This window comes from Streptomyces sp. NPDC001700 (assembly GCF_053596435.1).
In genome coordinates this window covers 349523-376301 of sequence record NZ_JBSFGE010000003.1, presented here as the reverse complement: position 1 = coordinate 376301, position 26779 = coordinate 349523, and the positions used below count along the sequence as shown (strand labels likewise).

Annotated in this window: 23 protein-coding genes and 1 pseudogene; 20 read left to right on the top strand and 4 right to left on the bottom strand. The window is 72.1% G+C overall.

Annotated elements, in window-relative coordinates; all coding sequences use genetic code 11:
* The 6 genes from ACWC5C_RS07430 to ACWC5C_RS07405 all read left to right on the top strand — a co-directional run bounded on the left by ACWC5C_RS07430 (nt 1) and on the right by ACWC5C_RS07405 (nt 3903).
* Complete coding sequence (locus tag ACWC5C_RS07430) at nt 1–798, top strand: type III pantothenate kinase (RefSeq protein ID WP_385436356.1); 798 nt, start codon at nt 1–3, stop codon at nt 796–798.
* A 390-nt stretch (nt 799–1188) separates the two neighbouring features.
* Nucleotides 1189–2061 carry a hypothetical protein gene (locus tag ACWC5C_RS07425; RefSeq protein WP_450874514.1) on the top strand — a complete coding sequence of 291 codons (873 nt, stop codon included), beginning with the start codon at nt 1189–1191 and terminating at the stop codon, nt 2059–2061.
* 34 nt (nt 2062–2095) lie between these two features.
* Entirely contained in the window at nt 2096–2290 is a 195-nt protein-coding gene (locus ACWC5C_RS07420) for a hypothetical protein (protein ID WP_385436358.1), read from the top strand.
* A 116-nt stretch (nt 2291–2406) separates the two neighbouring features.
* Nucleotides 2407–2802 (top strand): BlaI/MecI/CopY family transcriptional regulator, encoded by a 396-nt coding sequence (locus ACWC5C_RS07415; protein WP_009716896.1) that lies wholly within the window; start codon nt 2407–2409, stop codon nt 2800–2802.
* Between the two features lie 22 nt (nt 2803–2824).
* Nucleotides 2825–3346: an amino-acid N-acetyltransferase gene (locus tag ACWC5C_RS07410; protein WP_450874513.1), complete on the top strand. Its 522-nt coding sequence runs from the start codon at nt 2825–2827 to the stop codon at nt 3344–3346.
* A gap of 221 nt (nt 3347–3567) precedes the next feature.
* Nucleotides 3568–3903 carry a histone-like nucleoid-structuring protein Lsr2 gene (locus tag ACWC5C_RS07405; protein WP_450874512.1) on the top strand — a complete coding sequence of 112 codons (336 nt, stop codon included), beginning with the start codon at nt 3568–3570 and terminating at the stop codon, nt 3901–3903.
* A 5-nt stretch (nt 3904–3908) separates the two neighbouring features.
* On the opposite strand, the gene ACWC5C_RS07400 is transcribed toward ACWC5C_RS07405, so the two are convergent.
* Entirely contained in the window at nt 3909–4574 is a 666-nt protein-coding gene (locus ACWC5C_RS07400) for an SCO3374 family protein (protein ID WP_450874511.1), read from the bottom strand.
* Between the two features lie 462 nt (nt 4575–5036).
* Between ACWC5C_RS07400 and ACWC5C_RS07395 the strand changes: the two genes are divergently transcribed.
* Together ACWC5C_RS07395 and ACWC5C_RS07390 are read left to right on the top strand one after the other, a co-directional pair.
* The gene (locus ACWC5C_RS07395; protein WP_450874510.1) at nt 5037–7559 is read left to right on the top strand and encodes an ATP-dependent Clp protease ATP-binding subunit; all 2523 of its coding nucleotides are present in this window, start codon (nt 5037–5039) and stop codon (nt 7557–7559) included.
* 519 nt (nt 7560–8078) lie between these two features.
* Complete coding sequence (locus ACWC5C_RS07390) at nt 8079–9254, top strand: macrolide family glycosyltransferase (protein WP_450874509.1); 1176 nt, start codon at nt 8079–8081, stop codon at nt 9252–9254.
* A gap of 69 nt (nt 9255–9323) precedes the next feature.
* On the opposite strand, the gene ACWC5C_RS07385 is transcribed toward ACWC5C_RS07390, so the two are convergent.
* Nucleotides 9324–11156, bottom strand: coding sequence for a bifunctional metallophosphatase/5'-nucleotidase (locus ACWC5C_RS07385; protein ID WP_450874508.1), 1833 nt, complete (start codon nt 11154–11156; stop codon nt 9324–9326).
* 178 nt (nt 11157–11334) lie between these two features.
* On the opposite strand from ACWC5C_RS07385, the gene mshD reads away from it, so the two are divergent.
* From mshD to ACWC5C_RS07360, 5 genes and pseudogenes are all read left to right on the top strand, one after another.
* Nucleotides 11335–12267 carry a mycothiol synthase gene (gene mshD, locus ACWC5C_RS07380; RefSeq protein WP_385445560.1) on the top strand — a complete coding sequence of 311 codons (933 nt, stop codon included), beginning with the start codon at nt 11335–11337 and terminating at the stop codon, nt 12265–12267.
* A gap of 255 nt (nt 12268–12522) precedes the next feature.
* A complete protein-coding gene (locus tag ACWC5C_RS07375) occupies nt 12523–14775 on the top strand; it encodes an RNA degradosome polyphosphate kinase (protein WP_450874507.1) in 2253 nt (750 codons plus the stop codon).
* A gap of 118 nt (nt 14776–14893) precedes the next feature.
* A pseudogene (locus ACWC5C_RS07370) lies at nt 14894–15289 on the top strand (CHAD domain-containing protein); the annotation flags it as partial.
* 81 nt (nt 15290–15370) lie between these two features.
* Nucleotides 15371–16507: a CHAD domain-containing protein gene (locus ACWC5C_RS07365; RefSeq protein ID WP_450874712.1), complete on the top strand. Its 1137-nt coding sequence runs from the start codon at nt 15371–15373 to the stop codon at nt 16505–16507.
* Between the two features lie 42 nt (nt 16508–16549).
* Nucleotides 16550–16993, top strand: coding sequence for an NUDIX hydrolase (locus tag ACWC5C_RS07360; RefSeq protein WP_450874506.1), 444 nt, complete (start codon nt 16550–16552; stop codon nt 16991–16993).
* 332 nt (nt 16994–17325) lie between these two features.
* Here ACWC5C_RS07360 and ACWC5C_RS07355 read toward each other — a convergent pair whose 3' ends face one another.
* Nucleotides 17326–18354 carry an aldo/keto reductase gene (locus ACWC5C_RS07355; protein WP_450874505.1) on the bottom strand — a complete coding sequence of 343 codons (1029 nt, stop codon included), beginning with the start codon at nt 18352–18354 and terminating at the stop codon, nt 17326–17328.
* Between the two features lie 140 nt (nt 18355–18494).
* On the opposite strand from ACWC5C_RS07355, the gene ACWC5C_RS07350 reads away from it, so the two are divergent.
* Nucleotides 18495–19400 carry a helix-turn-helix transcriptional regulator gene (locus ACWC5C_RS07350; RefSeq protein ID WP_450874504.1) on the top strand — a complete coding sequence of 302 codons (906 nt, stop codon included), beginning with the start codon at nt 18495–18497 and terminating at the stop codon, nt 19398–19400.
* A gap of 11 nt (nt 19401–19411) precedes the next feature.
* Here ACWC5C_RS07350 and ACWC5C_RS07345 read toward each other — a convergent pair whose 3' ends face one another.
* Nucleotides 19412–20224, bottom strand: a complete 813-nt coding sequence (locus tag ACWC5C_RS07345) for a class I SAM-dependent methyltransferase (RefSeq protein WP_450874503.1) — start codon at nt 20222–20224, stop codon at nt 19412–19414.
* A gap of 202 nt (nt 20225–20426) precedes the next feature.
* Here ACWC5C_RS07345 and mshA point away from each other — a divergent pair, with 202 nt between their 5' ends.
* The 6 genes from mshA to lxmK all read left to right on the top strand — a co-directional run bounded on the left by mshA (nt 20427) and on the right by lxmK (nt 26777).
* Nucleotides 20427–21788: a D-inositol-3-phosphate glycosyltransferase gene (gene mshA, locus ACWC5C_RS07340; protein WP_450874502.1), complete on the top strand. Its 1362-nt coding sequence runs from the start codon at nt 20427–20429 to the stop codon at nt 21786–21788.
* Nucleotides 21789–21841: 53 nt separating this feature from the next.
* Entirely contained in the window at nt 21842–22354 is a 513-nt protein-coding gene (locus ACWC5C_RS07335; RefSeq protein ID WP_450874501.1) for a YbjN domain-containing protein, read from the top strand.
* Between the two features lie 126 nt (nt 22355–22480).
* Nucleotides 22481–23257 (top strand): class I SAM-dependent methyltransferase, encoded by a 777-nt coding sequence (locus ACWC5C_RS07330; RefSeq protein ID WP_450874500.1) that lies wholly within the window; start codon nt 22481–22483, stop codon nt 23255–23257.
* Nucleotides 23258–23265: 8 nt separating this feature from the next.
* A complete protein-coding gene (locus ACWC5C_RS07325; RefSeq protein WP_450874711.1) occupies nt 23266–23958 on the top strand; it encodes an ABC transporter ATP-binding protein in 693 nt (230 codons plus the stop codon).
* Nucleotides 23955–25631 (top strand): DUF6297 family protein, encoded by a 1677-nt coding sequence (locus ACWC5C_RS07320; RefSeq protein WP_450874499.1) that lies wholly within the window; start codon nt 23955–23957, stop codon nt 25629–25631. The genes ACWC5C_RS07325 and ACWC5C_RS07320 overlap by 4 nt, the downstream gene beginning before the upstream one ends.
* A 6-nt stretch (nt 25632–25637) precedes the next feature.
* Nucleotides 25638–26777 (top strand): class V lanthionine synthetase subunit LxmK, encoded by a 1140-nt coding sequence (gene lxmK, locus ACWC5C_RS07315; protein WP_450874498.1) that lies wholly within the window; start codon nt 25638–25640, stop codon nt 26775–26777.
* The last annotated feature ends 2 nt before the right edge of the window (nt 26778–26779 follow it).

Genomic DNA, 26779 nt, shown 5'->3' with positions numbered 1-26779 from the left:
ATGCTGCTGACCATCGACGTCGGAAACACTCACACCGTCCTCGGCCTCTTCGACGGGGACGAGATCGTCGAGCACTGGCGGATCTCCACCGACGCCCGCCGCACCGCCGACGAACTCGCCGTCCTGCTGCAGGGCCTGATGGGGATGCATCCGCTGCTCGGCGAGGAGCTGGGCGACGGCATCGAGGGCATCTCGATCTGCTCCACCGTCCCCTCCGTCCTGCACGAGCTGCGCGAGGTCACCCGCCGCTACTACGGCGATGTGCCGTCCGTCCTGGTCGAGCCGGGCGTGAAGACCGGCGTGCCGATCCTGATGGACAACCCGAAGGAGGTCGGCGCGGACCGGATCATCAACGCGCTGGCGGCCGTCGAGCTGTACGAGGGCCCGTGCGTGGTCGTCGACTTCGGCACCGCGACCACCTTCGACGCGGTCAGCTCGCGCGGCGAGTACGTGGGCGGGGTGATCGCGCCCGGTATCGAGATCTCGGTCGAGGCGCTGGGCGTGCGGGGTGCGCAGCTGCGCAAGATCGAGCTGGCCCGCCCGCGCAGCGTGATCGGCAAGAACACCGTGGAGGCCATGCAGTCCGGCATCCTGTACGGCTTCGCGGGCCAGGTCGACGGAATCGTCCGGCGCATGGCGCGCGAGCTGTCCCAGGACCCCGAGGACGTGACGGTCATCGCCACCGGCGGTCTCGCCCCGATGGTGCTGGGCGAGGCCTCGGTGATCGACGAACACGAGCCCTGGCTCACCCTCATCGGTCTGCGGCTGGTCTACGAGCGCAACGTCGCGCGCGGCTGATCGGCGCGGATCGCGTTCATCGGCGCCTGATCGCGCCCGATCACGCCTGATCGCTCCGCGAAAACACCGTTCACCTGCGAACTCGGCAGTATTGGCGGCATTACGAAACGAATTCCGCGCACTGTTCATTCGGCACGGCCGGTGAGTCCACTCCACCGACTGCCGAGGCGTAGTCGAGGAATGCCGTCGCGCCGAATTCGGCACCGACAAGCGGAGTGCGCCCGACCGGAGCCCGTTCGCTCCGGCGGAGCCGTCTGCCCGGGGCCGGGCGGACGCCGATGCGAAGGCGGTCCCGCACCCGGGCCGCCACCGCCGAATGGCCGCGTCCGCAACGCGCCGCACCGCCCGCCGCTCAGCGAAATTTGTCCGCTTAGCACTTAAAGTCCTCCCATGCCCACGCCCTATGGATCCCGCGGCGGAATGGCGTTCAGTGCGGATGAGCTGCGTGTGCTCCGACGCGCCCTCGCCATCGCCCTCCAACCCGAACCCGTCACTCCCCCCGGCCCCCTCGGCCCGGACCGGGCGGAGGAGGTCCAGGACTGTTTCCGGCTCGCCGAGGCCGTGGACGAGGCGGTCCGCGAGGGCGGGCGGCTGCGAGCGTTCCTGCTCGACGAGCTGACCCGCTACCGCACCGCCCTCCCCGGCGCCGCCGTCGGCTATCTGGAGCAGCTCGAGGGCGCTCTGGCCGCCGGTTACGAGCCGCTCCCGGAGGACCTGGCCGCGCTGCGCGCGCTGTGCCGGGCCACCGCCTCGGACGGCGAGACCGAGCGCCGCCGCGCGCTGCTGAGCCACTGTGAGCGCCTGGCCGAGCGCTGTGTGCGCGCCCGGCTCGCGACGCGCGCCGTGGCCGTCCCGCCGGGCGCGAGGCCCGTGGAGGCCCGGCTGCGCGCCCTGCCGGGCGGCATCGGCGCCGGCGCTGGAACCGGAACAGGAACAGGAACCGGAACCGGAACAGGAAGCGGGTCGGCCGGATCGGCGGGCGGGCCGGTCCTGAAGGACGAGGAGCCGAAGCGGGAGCCGGGGAAGAAGCCCACCCCCGCCCCCGACCGCGGCGACCGCGAGGAGCCGAAGCGGCGCGAGCCGGGCCGTGGCACCGGACGGCCGCAGCGGCCGGTGCCGACGCCCGCCGAGGTCTTCCCGCCCAAGCGCCGCCGCCCCTCCCCGCCGCCGGATCAGGAGTCCCGCCTCGTCCCGGGGGCGCGGCCCGGCATCGGCGGTCCCGGGGTCAGGCCCGGCGCCGGGGCCGACGCGGGCGCCGCGTAATCTGGGGGCATCGAGCATAAGGAGGCCGATAGCCATGGATTACGTCTCCGCGCTGGTGCCGCCCCTGGTGATGGCCGTGGCCTTCACCTTCCTGATCGTGACGATCATCAAGAGCCAGGGTGGCGCCAACAAGGCGAAAGAAGACCACCTGGTGGACGCGGCGCTCGCCCGCGCCGAGGCGGACGGCACGGCGTCGGCCGGTACATCACCGGGCCGCGACGCGTCCTGACACCGGCCCCCGCAGCTTCACCGGCACGCCCCGGGATGCACCCGCATCCCGGGGCGTGCGGCCTTTCGCCGCACACATCCCCCAACATTCGGTACATCTCCCACTATTATTCACATGTGCCTCGGCCATTGGGAGAGCTGGAAGACGCGGTCATGACGCGGGTGTGGAAGTGGAACCGCCCGGTCACGGTCCGAGAAGTCCTGGAAGACCTTCAGCGAGAACGCTCGATCGCCTACACGACGGTCATGACCGTAATGGACAACCTCCATCACAAGGGCTGGCTCCGCAGGGAGGTGCAAGGCCGCGCCTATCGATATGCCGCGGTCTCCACCCGGGCCGCCTACTCGGCCGCACTGATGAACGAAGCGTGGTCAACCAGTGACAACCCGGCGGCGGCCCTCGTCGCGTTCTTCGGGATGATGTCCGAAGAGCAGCGAGACGCACTGCGGGATGCCATGCGCGTCGCACAACTCGGTGAGCCCGGGGAGAGCCCCGGTGAGTCGGGGCGATGAGCCGGGGCGATAGCGTCCGGCCATGTCCTCTGCACTATCAAAAGTAGTCACCGTCCGCCGAGCCCGGACCGGCGATGTACGAGCCGTGCGCCGGCTCATCGACTCCTACGTGAGCGATCGCATCCTGCTCGACAAAGCCATGGTGACCCTTTACGAGGACATCCAGGAGTTCTGGGTCGCGGAGCGCGACGAGGACGCTGAGGTCATTGGCTGCGGGGCACTCCACGTCATGTGGGAAGACCTCGCGGAGGTTCGTACTCTCGCGGTGGATCCCACTCACAAGGGGAGTGGTGTAGGCCACCTGGTGCTCGACAAGCTGTTGCAGACGGCGCGCTGGCTCGGTGTGCGGCGCATTTTCTGCCTCACCTTCGAAGTCGACTTCTTCACCAAGCACGGCTTCGTGGAGATCGGCGAGACGCCGGTCGACGGGGATGTCTACAGCGAGCTGCTGCGTTCCTATGACGAGGGCGTCGCCGAGTTCCTCGGTCTCGAACGGGTGAAGCCGAACACCCTTGGCAACAGCCGGATGCTTCTGCAACTGTGATCGCGGGCCCTATGTCCGAATCGCGCCCCTATCACATAGCTCCGGAACAGTGGGTTCCATCAGCCTTCCCGCATGGTCGATCGGTCGAACCTTCCCGGAGGGTTTGTGTTTTTCCGGGAAAAGCGGTTTCCTATTCTCCCGTAGTGTAATTACCTGGGGGGTGAGACATCAGCGGCTAACGCCGCGCCCCCGAGCCCCCCGTTTCCCCTGAAAGGAACCCCATGGCACAGAAGGTTCAGGTCCTTCTTGTCGACGACCTCGACGGCGGCGAGGCGGACGAGACCGTGACGTTCGCGCTGGACGGCAAGAGCTACGAGATCGACCTCAACACGGTGAACGCGGACAAGCTCCGTGACGCCCTGGAGCCGTTCACCAAGGGCGGCCGTCGCACCGGCGGTCGTGCTTCCGGTGGCCGTGGCAAGGCGCGTGCGGCGTCGGGCGGCGGTCAGGACACCGCGAAGATTCGCGCTTGGGCGAAGGAGAACGGTTACGAGGTCAATGACCGCGGCCGTGTTCCGGCGACCGTTCGTGAGGCGTACGAGAAGGCCAACGGCTGAACGCGTCACCCTTTCCCGGCTCGCCGCTGTCCGGGCACTGGCCGGGCGCGCAGCAACCGGGCTCGGTGGCACTCCGTGGCCGCCGCACCCACGAGCCGCACGAGATCGGGGGCGCCCCCATCGCCCCCGAAGCCTGTCACCGGCAGCGTCGGCTCCACCCCGCCCTCCGGCTCGGGAGGCCGCAGCCAGACGGCGGCCTCCTGCGGGCACCGTCCGCCGGGCGCCCCGGGTTCCCCGGCCCGCGTACGGACAGGTGGAGGCCAGGAGGCGGAGGGGCACGGAGCGGTGATCCGGCCGCCGGCGCCGAGCGCGGTCAGATCGAGCGGGATTCCGCCCCACTCCAGCCAGTCGAGCAGCCCCGGCAGCTCGTCGGCGCCGCCCGCGGCCACCAGCAGCCGCATCCACGGGCCCTCCACCGCGACCGGACCGGTCCGCGGTACGCGCCGCAGCAGCGCGAAACCGGCGGCGGCCGGCAGCTCCAGTACGTCGAATGCCACCCCCGTGAGCAGCTCGACGGGGTCGCTGCCGGTCGTCGGCCAGCCCAGCTCCCGCTCGTACCACCGCGCGCACCCCGGTGTGCCCTGTTCCGGTGCGCCCGGTTCCCCTGAGCACGGCCCGGGGGCCGGGCGGTCGTGTGAGCGGCCGCACGGTGCCGCGGCGGTGGAGATCATGCCCAGAGAAACTGTCTCCCTCCCCGAAGGTTACGTCCCGTAGGCGTATCAGCGCGCGGCGTGATCGGATGGGGGCGTGCAGGGGTGGTGAACGGGCACAAGGTTGTTCGCCCGTAGCGGAGGGAACCGGCCCTCCCGGCATGGAGTGTCCGTCCTTGCGGGTAAGACATCCCTAGTGGGAGGGGCGGTCCGCGTGTCGGGAGAAAGGGGCGTTCGCCATCGGCGTAGTGACGGTGGGCGTATATGCCTGGCCTGCGGGAACATCGTCTCGCACCATCGGGTTGGAGCAGTTGTCGGCTGTTCGGGCAGGAGGGCATCTGCTGTGGGCTCTGTGAGAGTGGGGCCGATCCGGACGGTTGTCGGCAGTTGGAATGAGCTGTCCCGGGTTGCGGGACTAGCATGCGGAAGGACAGGGAGGGGATCGTCCCCGATCTTTCTGACCGCTCTGAGGAGCGATTAACGATGTTCGAGAGGTTCACCGACCGCGCGCGGCGGGTTGTCGTCCTGGCTCAGGAAGAAGCCCGGATGCTCAACCACAACTACATCGGCACCGAACACATTCTCCTGGGCCTGATCCACGAGGGTGAGGGTGTCGCCGCTAAGGCCCTGGAGAGCCTCGGGATTTCGCTCGAGGCGGTCCGCCAGCAGGTGGAGGAGATCATCGGTCAGGGCCAGCAGGCCCCGTCCGGGCACATCCCCTTCACCCCCCGTGCCAAGAAGGTCCTGGAGCTGTCGCTCCGCGAGGCCCTTCAGCTCGGTCACAACTACATCGGTACGGAGCACATCCTGCTCGGCCTGATCCGCGAGGGTGAGGGCGTCGCCGCCCAGGTCCTCGTGAAGCTGGGCGCCGATCTGAACCGGGTGCGGCAGCAGGTCATCCAGCTGCTCTCCGGCTACCAGGGCAAGGAGGCCGCCACCGCCGGCGGTCCGGCCGAGGGCACTCCCTCGACCTCGCTCGTCCTGGACCAGTTCGGCCGCAACCTCACGCAGGCCGCCCGCGAATCCAAGCTCGACCCGGTCATCGGGCGCGAGAAGGAGATCGAGCGGGTCATGCAGGTGCTGTCGCGCCGCACCAAGAACAACCCGGTCCTCATCGGCGAGCCCGGCGTCGGCAAGACGGCGGTCGTCGAGGGACTGGCCCAGGCCATCGTCAAGGGCGAGGTGCCCGAGACCCTCAAGGACAAGCACCTCTACACCCTGGACCTGGGTGCCCTGGTCGCCGGCTCCCGCTACCGCGGTGACTTCGAGGAGCGCCTGAAGAAGGTCCTCAAGGAGATCCGCACCCGCGGCGACATCATCCTGTTCATCGACGAGCTCCACACCCTGGTGGGTGCGGGCGCCGCCGAGGGCGCGATCGATGCCGCGAGCATCCTCAAGCCGATGCTGGCGCGGGGCGAGCTGCAGACCATCGGCGCGACGACGCTCGACGAGTACCGCAAGTACCTGGAGAAGGACGCGGCCCTTGAGCGCCGTTTCCAGCCCATCCAGGTCGCCGAGCCGTCGCTGCCGCACACCATCGAGATCCTCAAGGGCCTGCGGGACCGCTACGAGGCGCACCACCGCGTCTCGATCACGGACTCGGCCCTGGTCGCGGCCGCCACCCTGGCCGACCGCTACATCTCGGACCGCTTCCTGCCGGACAAGGCGATCGACCTGATCGACGAGGCCGGTTCCCGGATGCGGATCCGCCGGATGACCGCGCCGCCGGACCTGCGCGAGTTCGACGAGAAGATCGCCGACGTGCGCCGGGAGAAGGAGTCCGCGATCGATTCGCAGGACTTCGAGATGGCCGCGGGCCTGCGCGACAAGGAGAAGCAGCTCCTGGCCGCGAAGGCGAAGCGGGAGAAGGAGTGGAAGGCCGGCGACATGGATGTCGTCGCCGAGGTCGACGAGGAGCTGATCGCCGAGGTCCTGGCCACGGCCACGGGCATCCCGGTCTTCAAGCTCACCGAGGAGGAGTCCTCCCGGCTGCTGCGCATGGAAGACGAGCTGCACAAGCGCGTCATCGGCCAGAAGGACGCCATCAAGGCGCTCTCCCAGGCCATCCGGCGTACGCGTGCGGGCCTCAAGGACCCGAAGCGCCCCGGCGGCTCCTTCATCTTCGCGGGCCCGTCCGGTGTCGGTAAGACCGAGCTGAGCAAGACTCTCGCCGAATTCCTCTTCGGCGACGAGGACGCGATGATCTCGCTCGACATGTCGGAGTTCAGCGAGAAGCACACCGTCTCGCGGCTCTTCGGCTCCCCGCCCGGATACGTGGGTTACGAGGAGGGCGGCCAGCTCACCGAGAAGGTGCGCCGCAAGCCGTTCTCCGTGGTCCTCTTCGACGAGGTCGAGAAGGCCCACCCGGATATCTTCAACTCGCTGTTGCAGATCCTGGAGGACGGTCGGCTGACCGACTCCCAGGGCCGGGTCGTGGACTTCAAGAACACGGTGATCATCATGACCACCAACCTCGGCACCCGGGACATCTCCAAGGGCTTCAACCTGGGCTTCGCCGCCCAGGGCGATGTGAAGACCGGCTACGAGCGGATGAAGAACAAGGTCAACGAGGAGCTGAAGCAGCACTTCCGCCCCGAGTTCCTGAACCGTGTCGACGACACCGTGGTCTTCCACCAGCTCACCGAGGAAGACATCATCCAGATCGTCGACCTCATGACCGACAAGGTGGACGAACGGCTCAAGGACCGCGACATGGGCATCGAGCTCAGCGGTGACGCCAAGAAGCTGCTCGCCAAGCGGGGCTACGACCCCGTGCTGGGCGCCCGGCCGCTGCGCCGGACCATCCAGCGCGAGATCGAGGACGTGCTGTCGGAGAAGATTCTCTTCGGCGAGCTGCGTCCGGGCCACATCGTGGTCGTGGATGTCGAGGGCGAGGGTGAAGAGAAGAAGTTCACCTTCCGCGGCGAGGAGAAGTCGGCACTGCCGGACACCCCGCCGATCGAGTCCGCCGCCGGCGGAGGCCCGAACCTGAGCAAGGAAGCCTGAGCGTCACCTTGTGAGCGGCTGAGGGGCCGCTGGACCGTTTCGCACGGTCCAGCGGCCCCTTTTGCTGTCCGGCGGCCCTTCCGGGCCCCTGTGGGCCATCCTGGGCCGTTCTGGCGCGTCTGCGGGCCTTCTGCTCGCAGGGCCGTGGCGAAATGCCGCCGCATTCAGTCCTGAAAGGCGCGGATACGGGATAAGGAATGGGCCGGGGCATTTCCCGGGGCCGGGCGGGGAGCGGGGCGTGAGGGCGACGGCCCGCCGGGAGAGGGGGGAGAACGGGCGGCCCGTCGCAGGGGTGACCCTAAGGCCGCGCGCTGAGCGGGCGCTTATGGCGGGCTGAACCCGCTCGCAGGGGGCGGAAAAAGGGGCGCGGTGGGGTGCGCCGCCCGGGTACGGTGCGCGCATGGACTCGTTTCTTCAGATCTACGGCTGACACGCCGCTCCCTCCAGCGCACCGGTGAGATGCCGCTGCGCCGGGCCGCCGTGTCCCATTCGCCGCAGACCTGAATCGAGTGATCTCTCATGTCCCGTCGCCGTGCCCATATCGCGATGGTCGGCATTCCCGCCATCAGCCACACCCTGCCCGGCCTTGAAGTCATCCGGGAACTGGTGGCGCGCGGTCATCGCGTGACGTACGCGAATGACTCGTACCTGGCGGACGTCATCAAGCCGACCGGCGCCGCATTGGTGCGTTATGAATCGACCCTGCCCGTCGCCGACAACGACTGGCCCGAGGACCCCATCGCCGCGATGACCGTCTTCCTGGACGACGCGATCCAGGCGCTGCCGCAATTGCGCGCCGCGTACGACAACGACCCCGCCGACCTCTATCTGTATGACATCGGCGGGTACGCCGGGCGGGCCCTCGCCGAGGCGCAGGGGCGTCCGGCGGTGCAGATCTCGCCGTCGTTCGTCGCCTGGGAGGGCTACGAACAGGAGGTCGCGGCGCACCTCATGGCGCTGCCGGGGGCCGACGCGTACCAGGCGAAGTTCGCCGCGTGGCTGGCCGGTTGCGGGGCGGTGACCACCGATGTGCAGGCCTTCTGCGGGCCGCCCGGGCGGGCGGTCGCGGTGATCCCCCGGGCCATGCAGCCGAACGCCGACCGGGTGGACGGGGACGTGGTGACGTTCGTCGGGCCCTGCCTCGGCGACCGCGCCGACCAGGGCGAGTGGGAGCGTCCCGGGGGCGCGGAGAAGGTGCTGCTGGTCTCCCTGGGCTCGGCCTACACCCGGCAGCCCGGCTTCTACCGGGCGTGCCTGGCCGCCTTCGGCGAGCTGCCCGGGTGGCATGTGGTGCTGCAGATCGGCCGTTACGTCGACCCGGCGGAGCTGGGGCAGGTCCCTGCCAACGTCGAGGTCCACCGGTGGGTGCCGCAGCTGTCGATCCTGGAGCAGGCCGACGCGTTCCTCACCCACGCGGGGATGGGCAGCAGCGGTGAGGGCCTGTACTGCGGGCTGCCCATGATCGCCGTACCGCAGGGGGCCGAGCAGCCGATGAACGCCGACCGGCTCGTCGAACTCGGCGTCGCCCGCCGCGTCGACACGGCGGACGCGACCGCCGAGGTGCTGCGCACCGCGCTGCTCGACCTCACCACGGACGAGGCGGTGGCCCGGCGGGCGGCCGCGCTGCGGGATCAGGTGCGGGCCGAGGGCGGGACGGCGCGGGCCGCGGATCTGATCGAGGAGATGCTGGTCTGATCCAGCGATCCCACCCGGGACATGCCTGCGGCCCGGCCCGTCAGCCGGGCCGGGCCGCAGGTGCGCCTACTACTTCACGATGGTGATGCGGTCCGCCTTCGGCGGGGCCAGGGGCGTGGACGCCGACGAGTGCGCCCCCAGGTAGGTCGTCAGGGCCTCCAGGTCGGAGGCGCCGACGAGCTTGTTCTTGCCGTCCTTGAAGGCGGGGAAGCCGTCGCCGCCGCCCGCGAGGAATTCGTTCATCGCGACGCGGTAGGTCTTGGCGGGGTCGATGGGCTCACCGTTCAGCTTCACCGTGCCGGAGACGATCCGGTCCTTGCCGGACTTGGTCAGATCGAGGGTGTAGGTCAGCCCCTTCGAGACCTGGAGGATCTTGGGGGAGGCCTCGTTGGAGCCGCTGACCTGCTGCTGGAGCGCGGTGATGAGCTGGGCTCCGGTCAGGTCGAGGACGTTCATCATGTTGGTGAAGGGCTGCACGGTGAACGCCTCGCCGTACGTCACGACCCCGTCGCCCTCGCCGCCGGACGCCTTGTGGGCGAGGTCGGAGCGGATGCCGCCCGGGTTCATCAGGGCGATCTGGGCGCCGCCCTTGTCGGCCGGGGCGAGTGCTTCGAGCTGGGCGTCGGTGATGACGTCGCCGAGCGGGGTTTCGTAGGTCGAGGCGCCGCGGCCGTTGATGTCGGCGGAGACGTAGCCGACGGGCTTGCCTGCGATGGGGGCGGCGAGCGTGTTCCAGCGGCCGATGAGGGACGTCATGTCGGCGGCCTTGGCGCGGTCGCGGTCGACGACGTGGTTCGCCGCGTGGGCGCCCTTCACCGTGGTGCGCACGATGTCGTTGGTGCGGCGGTCGTAGGTGAGGGTGGTGTCGGTGTAGAGGCGGCCGAAGGAGGCGGCGGAGGTGACGGTGCGCGGGGTGCCGGAGGGGTCCGGGATCGTGCACGCGTAGGCCTGGTGGGTGTGGCCGGTGACCAGGGCGTCGACCTTCGGGGTGATGTCCTTGGCGATATCGACGATCGGACCGGAGATGCCCTTGCCCGCACCGCCGTTGTCGCAGTCGGCGTTGTACGCGGCGGAGGCGGGCAGTCCGCCCTCGTGGATGAGGGCGACGATCGACTTCACGCCCTTGCGCTGCAGTTCCTTGGCGTACTTGTTGATCGTCTGGACCTCGTCGTGGAACTTCAGGCCCTTGACGCCCTCGGCGGTGACGATGTCGGGTGTGCCCTCCAGGGTGACGCCGATGAAGCCGACCTTCACGCCCTTGTGGCGCCAGACGGTGTACGGCTTGAGGACGGGCTTGCCGGTCTTCTCGTCGGTGACGTTGGCGGCCAGGTAGGGGAAGTCGGCTCCACGGAAGGTCTTGCCCTTCTCGTAGCAGCCCTCCTTGGGGTGGCAGCCGCCCTTCTGCATACGGGTCAGCTCGGCGCGGCCCTCGTCGAATTCGTGGTTGCCGACGGAGGTCACGTCGAGGTCGAGCTTGTTGAGCGCTTCGATGGTCGGCTCGTCGTGGAAGAGGCCGGACATCAGCGGGCTCGCGCCGATCATGTCGCCGCCGGCTGCGGTGACGGAGTACTCGTGGCCCTTGCGGGCCTGGCGGAGCGCGGTGGCGAGGTATTCGGCGCCGCCCGCCGGGATGGTCTTGGTGGTGCCGTCCGGCTGGGCTTCGGTGACGGTGCCGGAGGAGCCCTGCGGGGGCTCCAGGTTGCCGTGCAGGTCGTTGAAGGACAGCAGCTGTACGTCGACGGTGCGGGCGGGCCGGTGCCGCTCGGAGCCCTTCGAGTCGGCGCCCTTGGCGTCGGCCCCCGCCGGGATCGCGGTGGACAGCACCCCGGCCGCGGCGGCCAGCACCGCGGCTCCCGTGGCCAACCGGCGTGCCGCACCGCGCCGCCCAAGTCTCGCTGACATGTCGTCCCCTTGTGTGCCCCGTGGGTGTGTGGTGGGCGGCAGCTTACGGTCAACGCGCGTAGCGGGGCAGGGGGATGGAGGTTACGAGCTGGTTGCCGGTGGTCAACCGGGTGACCCGTCCCGGAGCCAGGGAGTCCGGCGGCTTGCCGGGGAAGGGGGCGGTCGTAGGCTCGGTCCCATGGATGACGTGGTGAACGAGACGGCCGGTGCCCGCCGGATCGAGGTGCTGGACGAGCTGGCGCCCGCCGTGGTGGAGGACGTGCTGCGGCTGATCGCCGAGTCGGCGCACGCCGACGGCCAGCAGGCGGTGTCCGAGCAGGGGCGGTTGCAGCTGCGGGGGCGCCGGGAGGGGGTGCGGCATCTGGTGCTGCGCGAGCCGAGCGGGGAGCTGGTCGGCTACGCGCAGCTGGAGGACACCGACCCGGTGGAGGCCCCGGCCGCCGAGCTGGTGGTGCGTCCGGCGCACCGGGGCCGGGGGCACGGCCGGGCGCTGGGCGTGACGCTGCTGAAGGAGTCCGGGAAGCGGCTGCGGGTGTGGGCGCACGGCGGCCACGCCTCAGCGCGCCATCTGGCGCAGGTGCTGGGGCTGACGCTCTTCCGCGAGCTGCGGCAGATGCGGCGGCCGCTGGGGGCGCCGGACGAGCTGGGCATCCCGGAGCCCACGCTTCCGGAGGGCGTGACCGTACGGACCTTCCGGCCCGGCGAGGACGACGCGGCGTGGCTGGCCGCGAACGCCGCCGCCTTCGCCCACCACCCCGAGCAGGGCTCGCTGACCCAGCGCGACCTGGACGACCGCAAGGGCGAGGCGTGGTTCGACCCGGCCGGGTTCTTCCTGGCCGAGCGCGCGGGCGAGATCGTCGGCTTCCACTGGACGAAGACGCACGCCGAGGAGCGGCTCGGCGAGGTGTACGTGGTGGGGGTGCGGCCGGACGCGCAGGGCGGCGGCCTCGGCCGGGCGCTGACCGCGATCGGGCTCCGGCATCTGGCCGCGCAGGGGCTGCCGACCGCGATGCTCTACGTCGACGCGGACAATTTCGCCGCCGTGTCCGTCTACGACCGGATCGGCTTTGTCACGCATGAGACGGATCTGATGTATCGAACCGAAACCTGAGGGCAGGGAGTCAGGGGGTAAGCGGAGTCGGGGGGTAAGGGCGTCAGAGGGTATCCGGGAGGGGCGGTCGGGACTCCTGTGGGTCGAGTCCCGATTTCCTAAGCGCCATGTCTCCGTTACCGACGGTTCAATCTCGGTTGCAAGCATCACTGAATGCAGCCCGCTGTGCCCGATCCCTCGAACCGGAGGCTCCGTGCCGCTCCCGCGCCGCCTTCCGCCACGCCGCGTTCCGTCGCGGCGCGGAACAATGAGGTCATGAACGAGTCCAGCGGTCAGGCACCGGTCAACGTCCCCCAGCCCCAGCCGTCGGTCGGGTCCATCGCGGCGCACCGTCCGCACGCGGTCGCCGCCCCTCCCGTCCGGGCGCTGGATCCCGATCTCGACGCCGATCCGGACACCTACGAGGAGGAGGACGGCGGCGGGACGGACCTGGACGGCACCGAGCTGCCCCACAACCGGTTCCTGGACCGTGAGCGCAGCTGGCTGGCGTTCAACGAGCGGGTGCTGGAGCTGGCCGAGGACCCGGCGACCCCGCTGCTGGAGCGGGCGAACTTCCTCGCGATCTTCGCCAGCAACCTGGACGAGTTCTTCATGGTGCGGGTCGCCGGGCTCAAGCGGCGCATCGCGACCGGCGTGGCCACCCGCTCCGCCTCCGGGCTGCAGCCCCGCGAGGTGCTGGAGCTGATCTGGACCCGGTCCCGCGAGCTCATGGCCCGGCACGCCGCCTGCTACCAGCAGGACGTGGCCCCGGCGCTCGGCGAGGAGGGCATCCACCTGATCCGCTGGGCGGACCTGACGGAGAAGGAGCAGTCCCGCCTCTTCACCCTCTTCCGCCAGCAGATCTTCCCGGTGCTCACCCCGCTCGCGGTGGACCCGGCGCATCCGTTCCCCTATATCTCGGGGCTGTCGCTGAACCTCGCCGTGGTGGTCCGCAACCCGGTCAGCGGGCACGATCACTTCGCGCGGGTGAAGGTTCCGCCGCTGCTCTCCCGGTTCCTGGAGGCCTCCCCGCAGCGGTATGTGCCGCTGGAGGACGTGATCGCGGCGCATCTGGAGGAGCTGTTCCCCGGCATGGAGGTGCTCGCGCACCACATGTTCCGGGTGACCCGCAACGAGGACCTGGAGGTCGAGGAGGACGACACGGAGAACCTCCTCCAGGCCCTGGAGAAGGAGCTGCTGCGGCGCCGCTTCGGGCCTCCGGTGCGGCTGGAGGTCGAGGAGTCGATCGACCCGTACGTCCTCGATCTGCTGGTCCGCGAGCTGAAGGTCTCCGACGCCGAGGTGTACCCGCTGCCCGGCCTGCTCGACCTCACCGCGCTCTTCGCGATAGCCGCCTCCGACCGGTCCGAGCTGAAGTACCCGAAGTACGTCGCGGGCACCCACCGCGACCTGGCCGAGGTGGAGTCCGCCTCCGCGCCCGACATCTTCGCCGCGCTGCGCGAGCGCGATGTGCTGCTGCACCACCCGTACGACTCGTTCTCGACCTCGGTGCAGGCGTTCCTGGAGCAGGCCGCCGCCGACCCGGACGTCCTCGCGATCAAGCAGACGCTCTACCGGACGTCGGGCAAGTCGCCGATCGTCGACGCGCTCATCGACGCCGCCGAGTCCGGCAAGCAGGTGCTGGTGCTGGTCGAGATCAAGGCCCGGTTCGACGAGCACGCCAACATCAAGTGGGCGCGCAAGCTGGAGGAGGCCGGGTGCCATGTGGTCTACGGCCTGGTCGGGCTGAAGACCCACTGCAAGCTGTCGCTGGTGGTCCGCCAGGAGGGCGACACGCTGCGCCGCTACGCGCACGTCGGCACCGGCAACTACCACCCCAAGACGGCCCGGCTGTACGAGGACCTGGGGCTGCTCACCGCCGACGCCAAGGTCGGCGCGGACCTCTCCGACCTGTTCAACCGGCTCAGCGGCTACTCGCGGCGCGAGAACTACCGGCGGCTGCTGGTCGCCCCCAGGTCGCTGCGCGACGGGCTCGTCTCCCGCATCAGCAAGGAGATCACCCACCACCGGGCCGGGCGGCCCGCCTTCGTGCGGATCAAGGTCAACTCGATGGTGGACGAGGCCGTCATCGACGCCCTCTACCGGGCGTCGCGGGCCGGGGTGCCGGTCGACATCTGGGTGCGCGGCATCTGCGCGCTGCGGCCGGGCGTCGAGGGGCTGTCGGAGAACATCCGGGTCCGCTCGATACTGGGCCGGTTCCTGGAGCACTCGCGCGTCTTCGCGTTCGGGAACGGGGGCGAGCCGGAGGTGTGGCTCGGCAGCGCGGACATGATGCACCGCAATCTGGACCGCCGGATCGAGGCGCTGGTGCGGGTCACCGACTCCGGCCACCGTGCCTCGCTCACCCGTCTGCTGGAGACCGGTATGTCCGACTCCACCTCCTCCTGGCACCTGGGCCCGGACGGCGGCTGGACCCGGCATGCGACGGACGCGGACGGAGCGCCGCTGCGGAACGTACAGGAGATGCTCATAGACGCCCGGAGGCGACGGCGTGGTTCGACGACATGACCTGCCGCTGGTCGGGATTACCGGGGGCGGTGGGTCACCCGGCACCCCGCCCCGCACCGCCGCCGCGGCAGCCGTGGGTCCCGGGGGGTACGACGGGGGGTACGACGGGGGGTTCGACATGACGAAGCACGCGGCGGACCGGGCGACGGAGTCGCCCGTGGCGACGGCGCCACCGGAACCCTCCACGAACGGGATCGCCACCGGTGCTCCCGCCAGCGCGGGGGAGGTGCTGTCGGCCTATCTGCACGCCCAGGCCGGGGACTTCCTGCGCAGCCTGCGGCTGCACGGCGAGAGCGGCGCCGACGTCGAGGAGGCGGCCGAGGCCGCCCGCCTGCTGCGCCGGGCCGCGCGCCGGATCAGCGGCGCGCTCTCCGTCTACCGCCCGATCACCGACACGGCCTGGTCCGACGAGCTGCGCGCCGAGCTGGCGTGGCTGTCGGGGACGCTGGCGCTGGAGCACGCGTACGCCGGGCGGCTCGCCCGGCTGCGCGACGCCCTGCACCGGCTCTCGGGCGCGGGGGGACCGCCGGACCGGACGCCGCCAGGGGACGCGGCGCCCGGGGAACCGGCGGCCACCGGCGTGGATCCGGAGGCTGTGGGGGCCTCCGGGTCCACCACACTCGCGGCCCGCACCGGGCGCGGCGGGGTCACGGCGGGGGTCGACGCCGCCGCCCCTCGTTCGTCCCGTACCGCCCGCCGCAGCGTCTCCCTGGCCACCGGCGCCCCGGACCCGTCGCCCCGCGCGAATCGCGGCGCCCCGGCGTCGGATGAGGCCTCGGGCGGCCGTGCCCAGGACCAGGACGCGGAGGCGCCGCGCCGCCCGTACGAGGAGTGGGGCGGCGCCCCCTCGGCGGAGCGCCCGGACGCACCGGGTGCGTACGCCGCACAGGACGCGGAGCCCGCCGGGAACGAGGAGGGGACGGGCCCGGCGGCCCGGACGAGCGGCGACGCGGCTGCCTCCGGCCGTACGGGCCGTACCGCCCGGCGCGCCCGGGGCGGCGGCGCCGGGGAGGACCGTACGGCGGCGCATCAGCGGGCCGGGGACCCGGAGGAGGCCCGGGGCGGGGCGCTGACCGTGGGGGCCGCGCGCGCCGGGGCGCTGCTGGAACGTCAGCTCACCCTGGCCAAGACCCGCGCGCACACCGCCGCGCTCCAGGCGCTCGGCTCGTCCCGCTTCCACGCCGTCGCCGACACCGTCGCGCTCCTCGCCTCCGAGGTGCCGCTCGACGAGGCGACCGCCGCGCGCCCCGCCGAGCAGGTGCTGCCGCCGCTCGCCGAGCTGGCGAACCGGCGGCTGCTGGAGGCGGTGGACGCGCTTCCGCTAGGCCGTGCCGGGCACCCGTACAACGCGGAGGCGCTGGTCCACGGGCTCGCCGCGACGCCCGCCGCCGACTCGCCGCCCGCGAGCGACCGGCAGGACGCGCCGTGGCATCAGGTGCGGCGGCTGGTGCGGATGCGGCGTTACGCGCTGGAGGTGCTGGGAGAGCTGCCGGGGACGGACGCGGAGCCGTCCACCGCCACCCGGCTGCTGGCCGCCGGGCAGGCGCTGGAGCGGCACCGCGACGCCGCCGAGGCGGCAGCGGCGGCGGCAGCGGCGGCCCGTACGCCGCGGATCGCCCCGGCGACGGCGTACGCGCTCGGCGTGCTGCACGCGGACCAGCGGCACGAGGTGGAGGCGGCCCGGTTCGCGTTCGGCCGGATGTGGCGGCGGGTCGTGGGCCAGGCTTCCTGACGACGGACGCCAGACGACGCCAGGGGAGGCGAGACGGGTCTGATGAGCGATTCCCGGGACGACGAGACGACCACCGTGCTGGCGGCGGGCTGTGTGCTCTGGCGCCACACGCCACGGGGCAGGCGGGGGGACGGGCTGGAGATCGCCCTCGTCCACCGGCCCCGCTACGACGACTGGTCGCACCCGAAGGGCAAGCTGAAGCGCGGCGAGGACGCGCTGCGTGGCGCGGTGCGCGAGGTGGTGGAGGAGACCGGGATGGGCTGCACGCCCGGCGCGGAGCTGCCCACCCAGCGCTACGTCGCCAGGGGCCGCCCGAAGGAGGTCCGCTACTGGGCCGCCGAGGCGGTCCCCGACGAGGTGTTCGTGCCGAACCGGGAGGTCGACCGGCTGCTCTGGCTGCCCCCGGCCGCGGCGCGCACCCGCCTCACCTACGACCACGACCGCACCCTGATAGACGCGCTCCTCACCACCCTGAACGCCCCTTGACCACCGCCCACGGCGGCCCGCTGGTGGCCGCGCGGCTCACGGTCCTGAAGGTGTCCCCCACCCCGCCCCTTCCCGAAACTGGGGGCACAGCCCCCAGACCCCCGGCGCCGTGAGCCGCGCGGCGAGGCGGTTGCGGCGCGCAGCTGGGGAAAGCCAGAGCGGGTGCACGTGGGCGTCCGCGAGGGTGCGGTCGTGCGGGTGGATGTCGCCTGAGCGCCCCCCGGCCGCCGTTGGCCCGGCGGGGCCGGGGGTCTGGGGGCTGTGCCCCCGTCATGCGGCGGAGCCGCACATCGGAGGCAGCGGGAAGGGGCGGGGTGGGGGACGTCTCCCGGTCAGCGGCGGCGCAGCGTTTTGTCGGCGAGTGACGGCGGGACGTAGTAGCTGTCCGCCCGGTTGAGGTCGGTGCCCGGCGGCACGATCTCGTCGATGCGGTCCAGGACGTCCGCGCTCAGCTCCGCCTCGGACCCGGCGAGCAGGTCCTCCAGCTGCTCCATCGTGCGCGGCCCGATGATCACCGACGTGATGGCGGGGTGCGCCCGTACGAACGCCACCGCCAGGTGCGGCAGCGACAGCCCCGCGTCCGACGCCAGCTTGCTCAGCTCGCCGACGGCCTCCAGCTTCCGGGCGTTCTCCGGCCGCGACGGGTCGAACTTGAACTGCTCCATCGCCGCTCGGCTGCCGCCCGCCAGGTCGATGTCGGACGCCTTCGTATAGCGCCCCGAGAGCCAGCCCGCCGAGAGCGGCCCCCAGCTCAGCACGCCCATGCCGTACTTCTGGGCGGTCGGCAGCACCGCCGCCTCCACGCTCCGCGCCAGGATCGAGTACGGCGGCTGCTCGGTGCGGAACCGCACGTGGCCGCGGCGCTCGGAGACCCACTGGGCCTCGACGATCTGCTCCGCCGGGTAGGTGGACGAGCCGACGGCCAGCACCTTGCCCGCCCGGACCAGGTCCGACAGGACGGACAGCGTCTCGTCGATATCGGTCGTCGGGTCGGGGCGGTGGATCTGGTAGAGGTCGATGTAGTCCGTGCCGAGGCGGCGCAGGCTGTTCTCGATCTCGCGGGTGATCCAGCGGCGCGAGTTCCCGCTGTGGTTGTCGTCGTCGCCCATGGAGCCATGGGCCTTGGTCGCCAGGACGACGTCCTCGCGGCGGCCCTTGAGGGCCTTGCCGACGATCTCCTCCGACTCGCCCTGCGAGTAGATGTCGGCGGTGTCGACGAAGTTGATGCCCGCGTCGAGGGCGCGGTGGATGATCCGTACCGAGTCGTCGTGGTCCCGGTTGCCGATGGCGCCGAACATCATCGCGCCCAGGGCGTATTCGCTGACCGAGATGCCGGTGCCGCCGAGAATCCTGCGCTTCATGGGGGTCCTTTCGCTGGGTGGTCCGGTGGTGGTCCGGAGCGACTGGACACAGCCTCCGGCCGTGACGAGTACCGGACCAGGCCCGACCCAACCTGGGTCTGCCAGAACCACCCGGGGGAGACCCCCGGGATAATGGACCGATGGGCGATTCCGAACCGGAGATCAAGGCGTTCCTCAAGGCGCGGCGCGCCGCGCTCGACCCGGCCGAGGTGGGGCTGCCGGAGGGCGTCGTCCGGCGCCGGGTGCGGGGCCTGCGCCGCGAGGAGGTCGCGCAGCGGGCCGGGATCAGCGTCGACTACTACACCCGCATCGAACAGGGCCGGGCCCCGGCCGTCTCGGACTCCGTCGTGGACGGCCTGGCGCGGGCGCTGCGGATGACCCCGTCCGAGCACACGTATCTGCGCAACATCACCCTGCCGAGGCGGCACGGCAGCGCGCCCCCTGACCCGCGCCCGCGCGTGCGGCCGGAGATCCTGCGGCTGCTGGAGGCGCTGGACGCCGGTACGGCTCCGGCGTTCGTCTTCGGCCCCGGCATGGACGTCCTGGCCTGGAACCGGCTCGGCGGCCGCATCGGCCTCGACTTCGGCGAGATGGCGGAGGACGAGCGCAACGGCGCCTTGCTGATCTTCCTCGACCCCCGGACCCGGGAGCTGCACCCGAACTGGCTCGAGGTCGCCGACGACACGGTGGCAAGCCTGCGCGCCGAGATCGGCCGCACCCCGGGCAACGCGCGGCTGTGCCGGGTCGTCCAGGAGCTACGGGAGCGGAGCGAGGAGTTCCGGCAGCGCTGGGAGGCGCAGGCGGTGCGGGAGCGGATGCGCGGTACGAAGCGGTACCAGCACCCGGACGTGGGCGAGGTGGTCGTGACGTACGAGGCGCTGGTGCTGCCCGCCGACCCGGGCCAGGTGCTGTGCACGTACACGGCGGAGAAGGGCTCGGCGAGTGAGAAGGCGCTACGGGCCCTGGCGGCGATCCTGGCCGCCGAGGCCGCCGAGGCCGCCGAGGCCGCCGAGGCCGCCGAGGCCACCGCGGGCGCCCCGACATAACGCCCCCGCGATCACGTGCCGCGCGGGGCCAGGGCCTCCCAGCGGAGTGTGATCTCGCCCTGGCGCCACCGCCGGGGGCCGTCCGTCAGGGGCCAGCCCGCCGCGTGGAGTGCCTGGGCGCTGCGGATCCAGCGCTGCCGGGCGCTGAGCGCCGCGTAGGGGGCGGCCGAGGCCCAGGCGCGGTCGAAGTCGCGGAGGAAGGCGTGCACCGGCTCGCCCGGCACATTGCGGTGGATGAGCGCCTTGGGGAGCCGTTCGGCCAGGTCGGAGGGGCGGTCCAGGGACCCGAGCCGGGCGGCGAAGGTCACCGTACGGGGGCCCGCCGGGCCGAGCGCGACCCAGACGTGCCGCCGCCCGACCTCGTCGCAGGTGCCCTCCACCAGCACGCCGTCCGGCGCCAGCCGCGCGCACAGCCGTCGCCAGACGTCGGCGACCTCGTCCTCGTCGTACTGGCGCAGCACATTGGCCGCCCGTATGAGCACGGGCCGCACGCCGCCCGGCAGGGGCACCTCGAACCCGCCGTGCGCGAAGGCGAGCCCGTCCCGCTCGTACGGCCGCGCGGCGGCGACCCGCGCCGGGTCGATCTCCACCCCGACCACGCGGGCGCCGGGCCGTACGGTGCGCAGCCGCTGCAGCAGTTCCACGGCGGTCCAGGGCGCGGCCCCGTAGCCGAGGTCGACGGCCACCGCCGGCTCGGCGCGCCGCAGCACGGGCCCGTGGGCGGCGGCGATCCAGCGGTCCATGCGGCGCAGCCGGTTGGGGTTGGTGGTCCCGCGCGTGGCGGATCCGATGGGGCGGATCGGCGGCGGCACACGGGCATACATGGGCAGCACCCTATGCGGTGCGTGGGCGGATTCTGACCGCGCGTCGCCGCCTCCGGACGCCCCCCGAGCGCCCTCGGACGCCCCCGAAGCGCCTTCGGATGCCCTCGAACGGTCACACTTTGGCAAAACGGAAATGGAACGAAGTCTTCCGGTGTTGACGGCTGGCAGGGGAAGCTCGCCCCGAAGAAGGAGGTATCGCGCGGTGAGCCAGCACGCGTCCCGGCTCGGCGGCCTGCGTGGCCGCGCCCATACGCCCTTCGGCGGCCCGCCCCACCAGCGTCTTCGGCGCATCCCACGGCGTCCACGCCGCATCGCGATGCTCAGCGTGCACACCTCGCCGCTGCATCAGCCGGGCACCGGCGACGCGGGCGGGATGAACGTCTACATCGTCGAGCTGGCCCGCCGCCTCGCCGCCATCGACATCGAGGTGGAGATCTTCACGCGGGCCACCACCGGCACCCTCCCCCCGACCGTCGAGCTGACGCCCGGCGTGCTCGTACGGCATGTGGACGCGGGCCCGTACGAGGGGCTGGCCAAGGAGGAGCTGCCCGCGCAGCTGTGCGCGTTCACCCACGGGGTGATGCAGGCGTGGGCCGGGCACCGGCCCGGCTACTACGACCTCGTCCACTCCCACTACTGGCTCTCCGGCCACGTCGGCTGGCTGGCCGCCGAGCGGTGGGGAGTGCCGCTGGTGCACGCCATGCACACCATGGCCAAGGTCAAGAACGCCGCCCTCGCCACCGGCGACACCCCCGAACCGGCCGCCCGCGTCATCGGCGAGCAGCAGATCGTCAGCGCCGCCGACCGGCTGATCGCGAACACCGCCGAGGAGGCGGAGGAGCTGGTGCGCCACTACGACGCGGACCGCGACCTGACCGCCGTCGTCCACCCCGGGGTGAACCTGGACCGGTTCCGCCCCGCCGACGGCCGCGCCGCCGCCCGGGCCCGGCTCGGGCTGCCGCCCGACGCGCTGATACCCCTCTTCGCGGGCCGCATACAGCCGCTCAAGGCCCCGGACATCCTGCTGCACGCGGTCGCCCACCTCCTGGAGGAGCAGCCGTCGCTGCGCGAGCGGATCGTCGTCCCCGTGGTCGGCGGCCCGAGCGGCACCGGCCTCGCGAAGCCCGAGCGGCTGCACAAGCTCGCGGCGCGCCTGGGCATCGGCGACGTCGTCCGCTTCCAGCCGCCGGTCGCGCAGGACCAGCTGGCGGACTGGTACCGGGCGGCCTCGGTGCTGGTAATGCCGTCGTACAGCGAGTCGTTCGGCCTGGTCGCGGTCGAGGCCCAGGCCTGCGGCACCCCGGTCGTCGCGGCCTCGGTGGGCGGCCTTCCGGTGGCGGTACGGGACGGCGTCAGCGGCACCCTGGTCGACGGCCACAACCCCGCCGACTACGCCCGCGCCCTGCGCCCCTTCGCGGACGACCCGGGCCGGGCGACCCGGATGGGCGCGGCCGCCGCCCGCCACGCCCAGTCCTTCGGCTGGGACACGGCCGCGGCCGCCACGGCGGAGGTGTACACGGACGCGATGCGGGACCGGCGAGGCCTTCGATCGGCCCATGGCTGACACTGTGGTGTACACGGACGCGATGCGGGACCGGCGTCACCTACGATCGGCTCATGGCTGACACCACCTCCCAGGCCGACTCCCACACCGTCATCGAGCGGACGCTGAACGACGCCGAGCTGGAGTGGGAGAGCCCGGAGGCGGGCACGTACGTCGTCAAGCTCCCCGGCACCCGCAAGCTGTCGACGACCTGCTCCCTGCGGGTCGGCCGCCACTCGCTCTCGATCAACGCCTTCGTCGTCCGCCACCCGGACGAGAACCACGAGGCCGTGCACCGCTGGCTGCTGGAGCGCAACACCCGCCTGTACGGGGTGAGTTACGCGATCGACCAGCTCGGCGACATCTACCTGGTCGGCCGCCTCCCGCTCGCCTCCGTCACCCCGGAGGAGCTGGACCGCCTGCTGGGCACGGTGCTGGAGAACGCGGACGGCAGCTTCAACACCCTGCTGGAGATGGGCTTCGCGACCGCCATCCGCAAGGAGTACGCCTGGCGGACGTCGCGCGGCGAGTCCACCCGCAACCTCGAAGCATTCACCAACCTGACCCGCGACGTCACCCCCGAGTAGGGGTGGCTCCGCCTCAACTCGACCGGCTGCCCCGGCTCCTGACGGCATGCCCGCTGTGCACCCGCTGACCTGGGCGTTGTAGCGTCGATCATGAACGACCTGTCCGTCGCCGGGGGAAGAGGCACCATGGATTCGCACGTCACGTACGACGCTTTGGCCGATGTGTACGACCTGATGTACCCGATCGCGTCGCCCGATATAGCCGACACCGTCGACTTCATCGCGAAGCTCAGCCCCGACTCGGGGCGGGTACTGGAACTCGGGGTGGGGAACGGCCGCATCGCGCTCCCCCTCGCGGAGCGGGGCCTGACCGTTCACGGCATCGACGGCTCCGAGCAGATGCTCGCCAAGCTCGCGGAGCGGGACGCGGACGGGAAGGTCGTCACCACCGCGGGCGACTTCACCGCGATCACCACCGGCGAGACGTACGACACCGTCTTCATCGCGCTCAACACCTTCTTCGCGCCGACCTCGGCCGATCAGCAGGTCGAGTGCCTGCGCCGGATGCGCGAGCAGCTGGCCGAGGGCGGCCGGGTGGTCATCGAGGCCTTCGACCCCCTCCCGTACCACCAGCAGGAGGGGGAGAAGACCAGCACGCGCTACCTCTCCCCCCGGTCGGTCATGATCGACAGCACCCATGTGATGCGTGACCGGCAGCTGATCCTGGTCATTCACACGGTGGTGGACGGCGGCGAGCCGCGCCCGACCCAGGAACTCATCCGGTACGCGTGGCCGTCCGAGATCGACATGATGGCCCGGCTGGCCGGGCTGCGCCTGGTGGACCGTTTCGGCGGCTGGAAGGGCGAGCCGTACGGCCCGCAGAGCCAGCGCCACGTATCGGTGTACGAGGCGGCCGGGGACGACGCGCCCGATGGCCAGGGCGACCGGCACGGATCCGTGTGACCGCGCGCATGGCGGAGCAGACCGATGCCGCGCTCCTGCGGCTGGCCGACGTCAGCCGCTCCTACGGGGACCGGGAGGTGCTGCGTTCGGTCACCCTGGACGTCGCACCCGGGGAGTGCGTGGTGCTCATGGGGGACAACGGTTCGGGCAAGTCGACCCTGCTGCGGCTGGCCGCCGGGCGGGAACGGCCGACCTCGGGTGAGGTGCTGTTCGACGGTGTGCCGATCGACGAGGACGACGCCGTGACGCGTGCCCGCGTCGCCACGGTCATGGACCCCGGCGCGCACTACCCCGATCTGACCGTGCGCGAGCACCTGATGCTGGTGGCGCTCGCCCACGGGCTCGGCGACGAGGCCGAGGACGCGGTCCAGGCGGTGCTGGAAGACCACCGCCTCGACGGGCACGGAGACGTGGTGCCCTCGGCGCTGTCGTCGGGGCAGACCCAGGCGCTGCTGCTGGCGGCCGCCTTCGTACGCCCCCATGACCTGCTCGTCCTGGACGAACCCGAACAGCGGCTGGACGCGCACGCGCGGCAGGAGCTGGCCGCGCGGCTGGCCGACCACCGGGACCGTGGCACCGCCGTCCTGCTGGCCACGCACCACGGTGCGCTGGCCGAGGTCGCCGACCGGGTGCTCACGCTCGACGGCGGAGTGCCGGTCACCGCACCGCCGGACCAGCCGTCGGGACGTGGCTCCCGATGAGCCCCGGGCCGACGCGGACGACGACCGCCGACGCGGCGGAGGGGCAGGGGACTTACGACACCTCCGCCGAGACGCTGGCCTATCTGCGCGCCCTGCGCAGCGACTACCGGCGGGAGAAGCGCAAGAGCGGGGCGTTCACGCTCTACGCCATCGCCCTGCTCGGGGCGGCATGGGGGATACCCCTGCTCATCTCGGCCGCACGGGTCGGCCGCGCGGGCGGGCACCACGGCGCCCTCGCCACGCACGTCCTGAGCAGCCTGCCCCTGACCGCACCGATCGTGGTGGCGCTGATCGTGCTGCTGATGGCGCGCGGCGCCGTTTGGCGCGGGCCGGTGCTCCTCGACCTGCCGACCGTCTCGTGGCTGCTGCCCGCGCCGTTGTCGCGCGCGCCTCTGCTGCTGCCCCGGCTGATGTCGTCCGCCCTGGTGGCGGGGGCGGCGGGGGCGGTCGCGGGCGGTGTCCTCGGCTTCCTGGTGTACGCCTCGGGCGCGGGCTCCTGGCCCGTGGCGACCGGGGCCGGGGCGTGGGCCGGGGCGGTGGCCGCGCTGACCGGCACCGCGGCGGGCGCCGCCGTGGAGCGCCGGGACCGGCTGATGGCGCGCCACGGCGCCCGGATCTTCGGCGCGGCCGGGGTGGCCGTCGCCCTCCTGGCCGCCGTCGCGGCGGTGTCGGCGGCTCAGGGGCGGTACCCCTCGTGGCTCGGCGCCGCTTACCTGTGGTCGGGGCCGTGGGGGTGGGCCGCGCAGCCACTCGTGAAGGCCGCGGGCGGACCGGCCCCCGGCTGGGCGGTGGCCGCCGCGCTGTCGGCCGTCTTCGTCGTGGTGGCGCTGGTGTACGCGCGCCGGGAAGCGGCGGCCATCCCGCAGCGGGCCCTGCGGCTGCGGGCCACCGTCGCCTCGCAGCTCGGCGCGTCACTGTTCGCACTGGACCTGCGGCAGGCTAAGGCGGGGCTCCCGGCGCTGCGGGAGCGCGGTTCGCGTCCCGCTCTGCGGCTGCCGATGCCGCGCCGCCGCTGGCTCGTCGTCCCCTGGCGTGACGCGACCGGGCTGCTGCGCACCCCCGGGCGGCTGGGCTGGGCGGCGCTGTGGACCGCCACCGCCGTGGCGCTGACCGCCATGGCCCCCGAGCTGCGGGAACGGGCCCAGGCCGTCGCCGCCGTCGGGGCGCTGCTGGCGGGCTACCTCGCCGCGGCCCAGCTGACCGAGCCCGCGCGGCGGGAGAGCGATGATGTCCGCCGGTCCGCGAACCTGCCCTACCCGGCCCGGTCCCTCGCCCTGTGGCACGCGCTCGTGCCCGGCCTCCTGCTGCTCGCCGGAACGGCCGTGGGCGGCGTGGCCGCCGCGCTCGGCGGCTGGTACCGGCCCGGGCTCGTGCTGCTCGTCGTCTGCGCCCCGGCGCTGGTGGCGGCGGCGCTGGTCAGCTCGTACCGGGGGACCGTCCCACTGCACATCCTGATCGGGTCCGAGACCCCGATGGGCAACACGGGGGCGATGCAGGCCGCCGTCTGGTACCTGCGGGGGCCGCTCGCCGCCCTGGTGCTGACGGCCCCGGTGCTGGTGCGGACCACCCACAGCGGCGCCCTCCACCCGCTGCAGCTCGGGTGGCCACTGCTGGTCGCCGCCGCGGGCGTGTGGTGGGTCCGCAGGACGGCCCACCGGCTGTACGCGGGCTGAGAACCGGTGGCCGACGACGCGGCCACCGGCGAGTTGAGACATCAGAAGATCTACGGGGGTTGGTCGAGCATGCCGGAATGGGATCCGCTTCTGCGGCGGCTGGGGCTGGGGGCGCTGGAGGACGTCGGTGACGGGGCGTCCCGGGCCGGTCGTAATGACAATCGCGTGGGGGTGACGAGCACCGGCCAGCCGGTGTTCATCAAACGCCTCGATCCCGCGCAGCCCGACGCGGTCGCGCGGTTCCGCAGGCTGGTGCGGTTCGAGCGGCACGCCCCCGTGAGCGGGCCACTGACGGCGCCGCCCTGTCTGGGCTGGGACGAGGACGGGCTGATCGTCGTCTTCGCGTGGCTGAGGGACGCGCGGTCCGGCTCCGACCTGGCCAAGGAGGAGGCGTTCGACGACGACCTCGCCCACCTGGCGGGCCGGGCCGTGGGCGCCCTGCACTCCCTGCCCCTGACGGACCCTCCGCCCTCGGATCCGCCCTCGGATCCGGCTACGGAGGACCAGCCGCTGCTGCCGCCGCTGGACTTCTTCGATGCGCTGCCCCTCACCTACCACACCCAGGCCAGCGGAGCCTCCCTCGAAGCGTGGGGGCTGCTGCAGAACGACGCCGAGCTGATCGCGGGACTGCGGGAACTGCGCCGGGAGGAAGCCGCGGCCGAACACCGTCCGGCCCACTGCGATCTGCGGCTCGATCAGTTCCTCCGGCAAGGGGACGCGCTTCATCTGTGCGACTGGGAGGAGTTCCGGCCCGCCGCCGACCCGGCCCGGGACATCGGCGGCTTCGTCGGGGAGTGGCTGCACCGCGCCGTACTGGACATCCCGTCCCAGGACCCGGCCATCGCGGGTCCGGCGCCGCAACTGTCCCACCGGGACGTGGTGGAGCGGGGCGTGCGGGAGCTGGAGCGGCTGCGGACCAGGAACGTCGCCTTCTGGAAGGGCTACCGAGAGGAAGCCGGGGCCGTCGACCCCGGACTCCCGGCGCGGGCCACGGCGTTCGCGGGCTGGCATCTGGTGGACCGGATGTTCGCGGCGGCGGAGCAGCGCCCCAAACTGACGGCCCTTGACCGGGCCGCCGCCGGAATCGGCCGGACCGCCGTCCTGCGGCCCGCCAGGTTCGCGGCCACCCTCGGACTGGAGGACTGAGC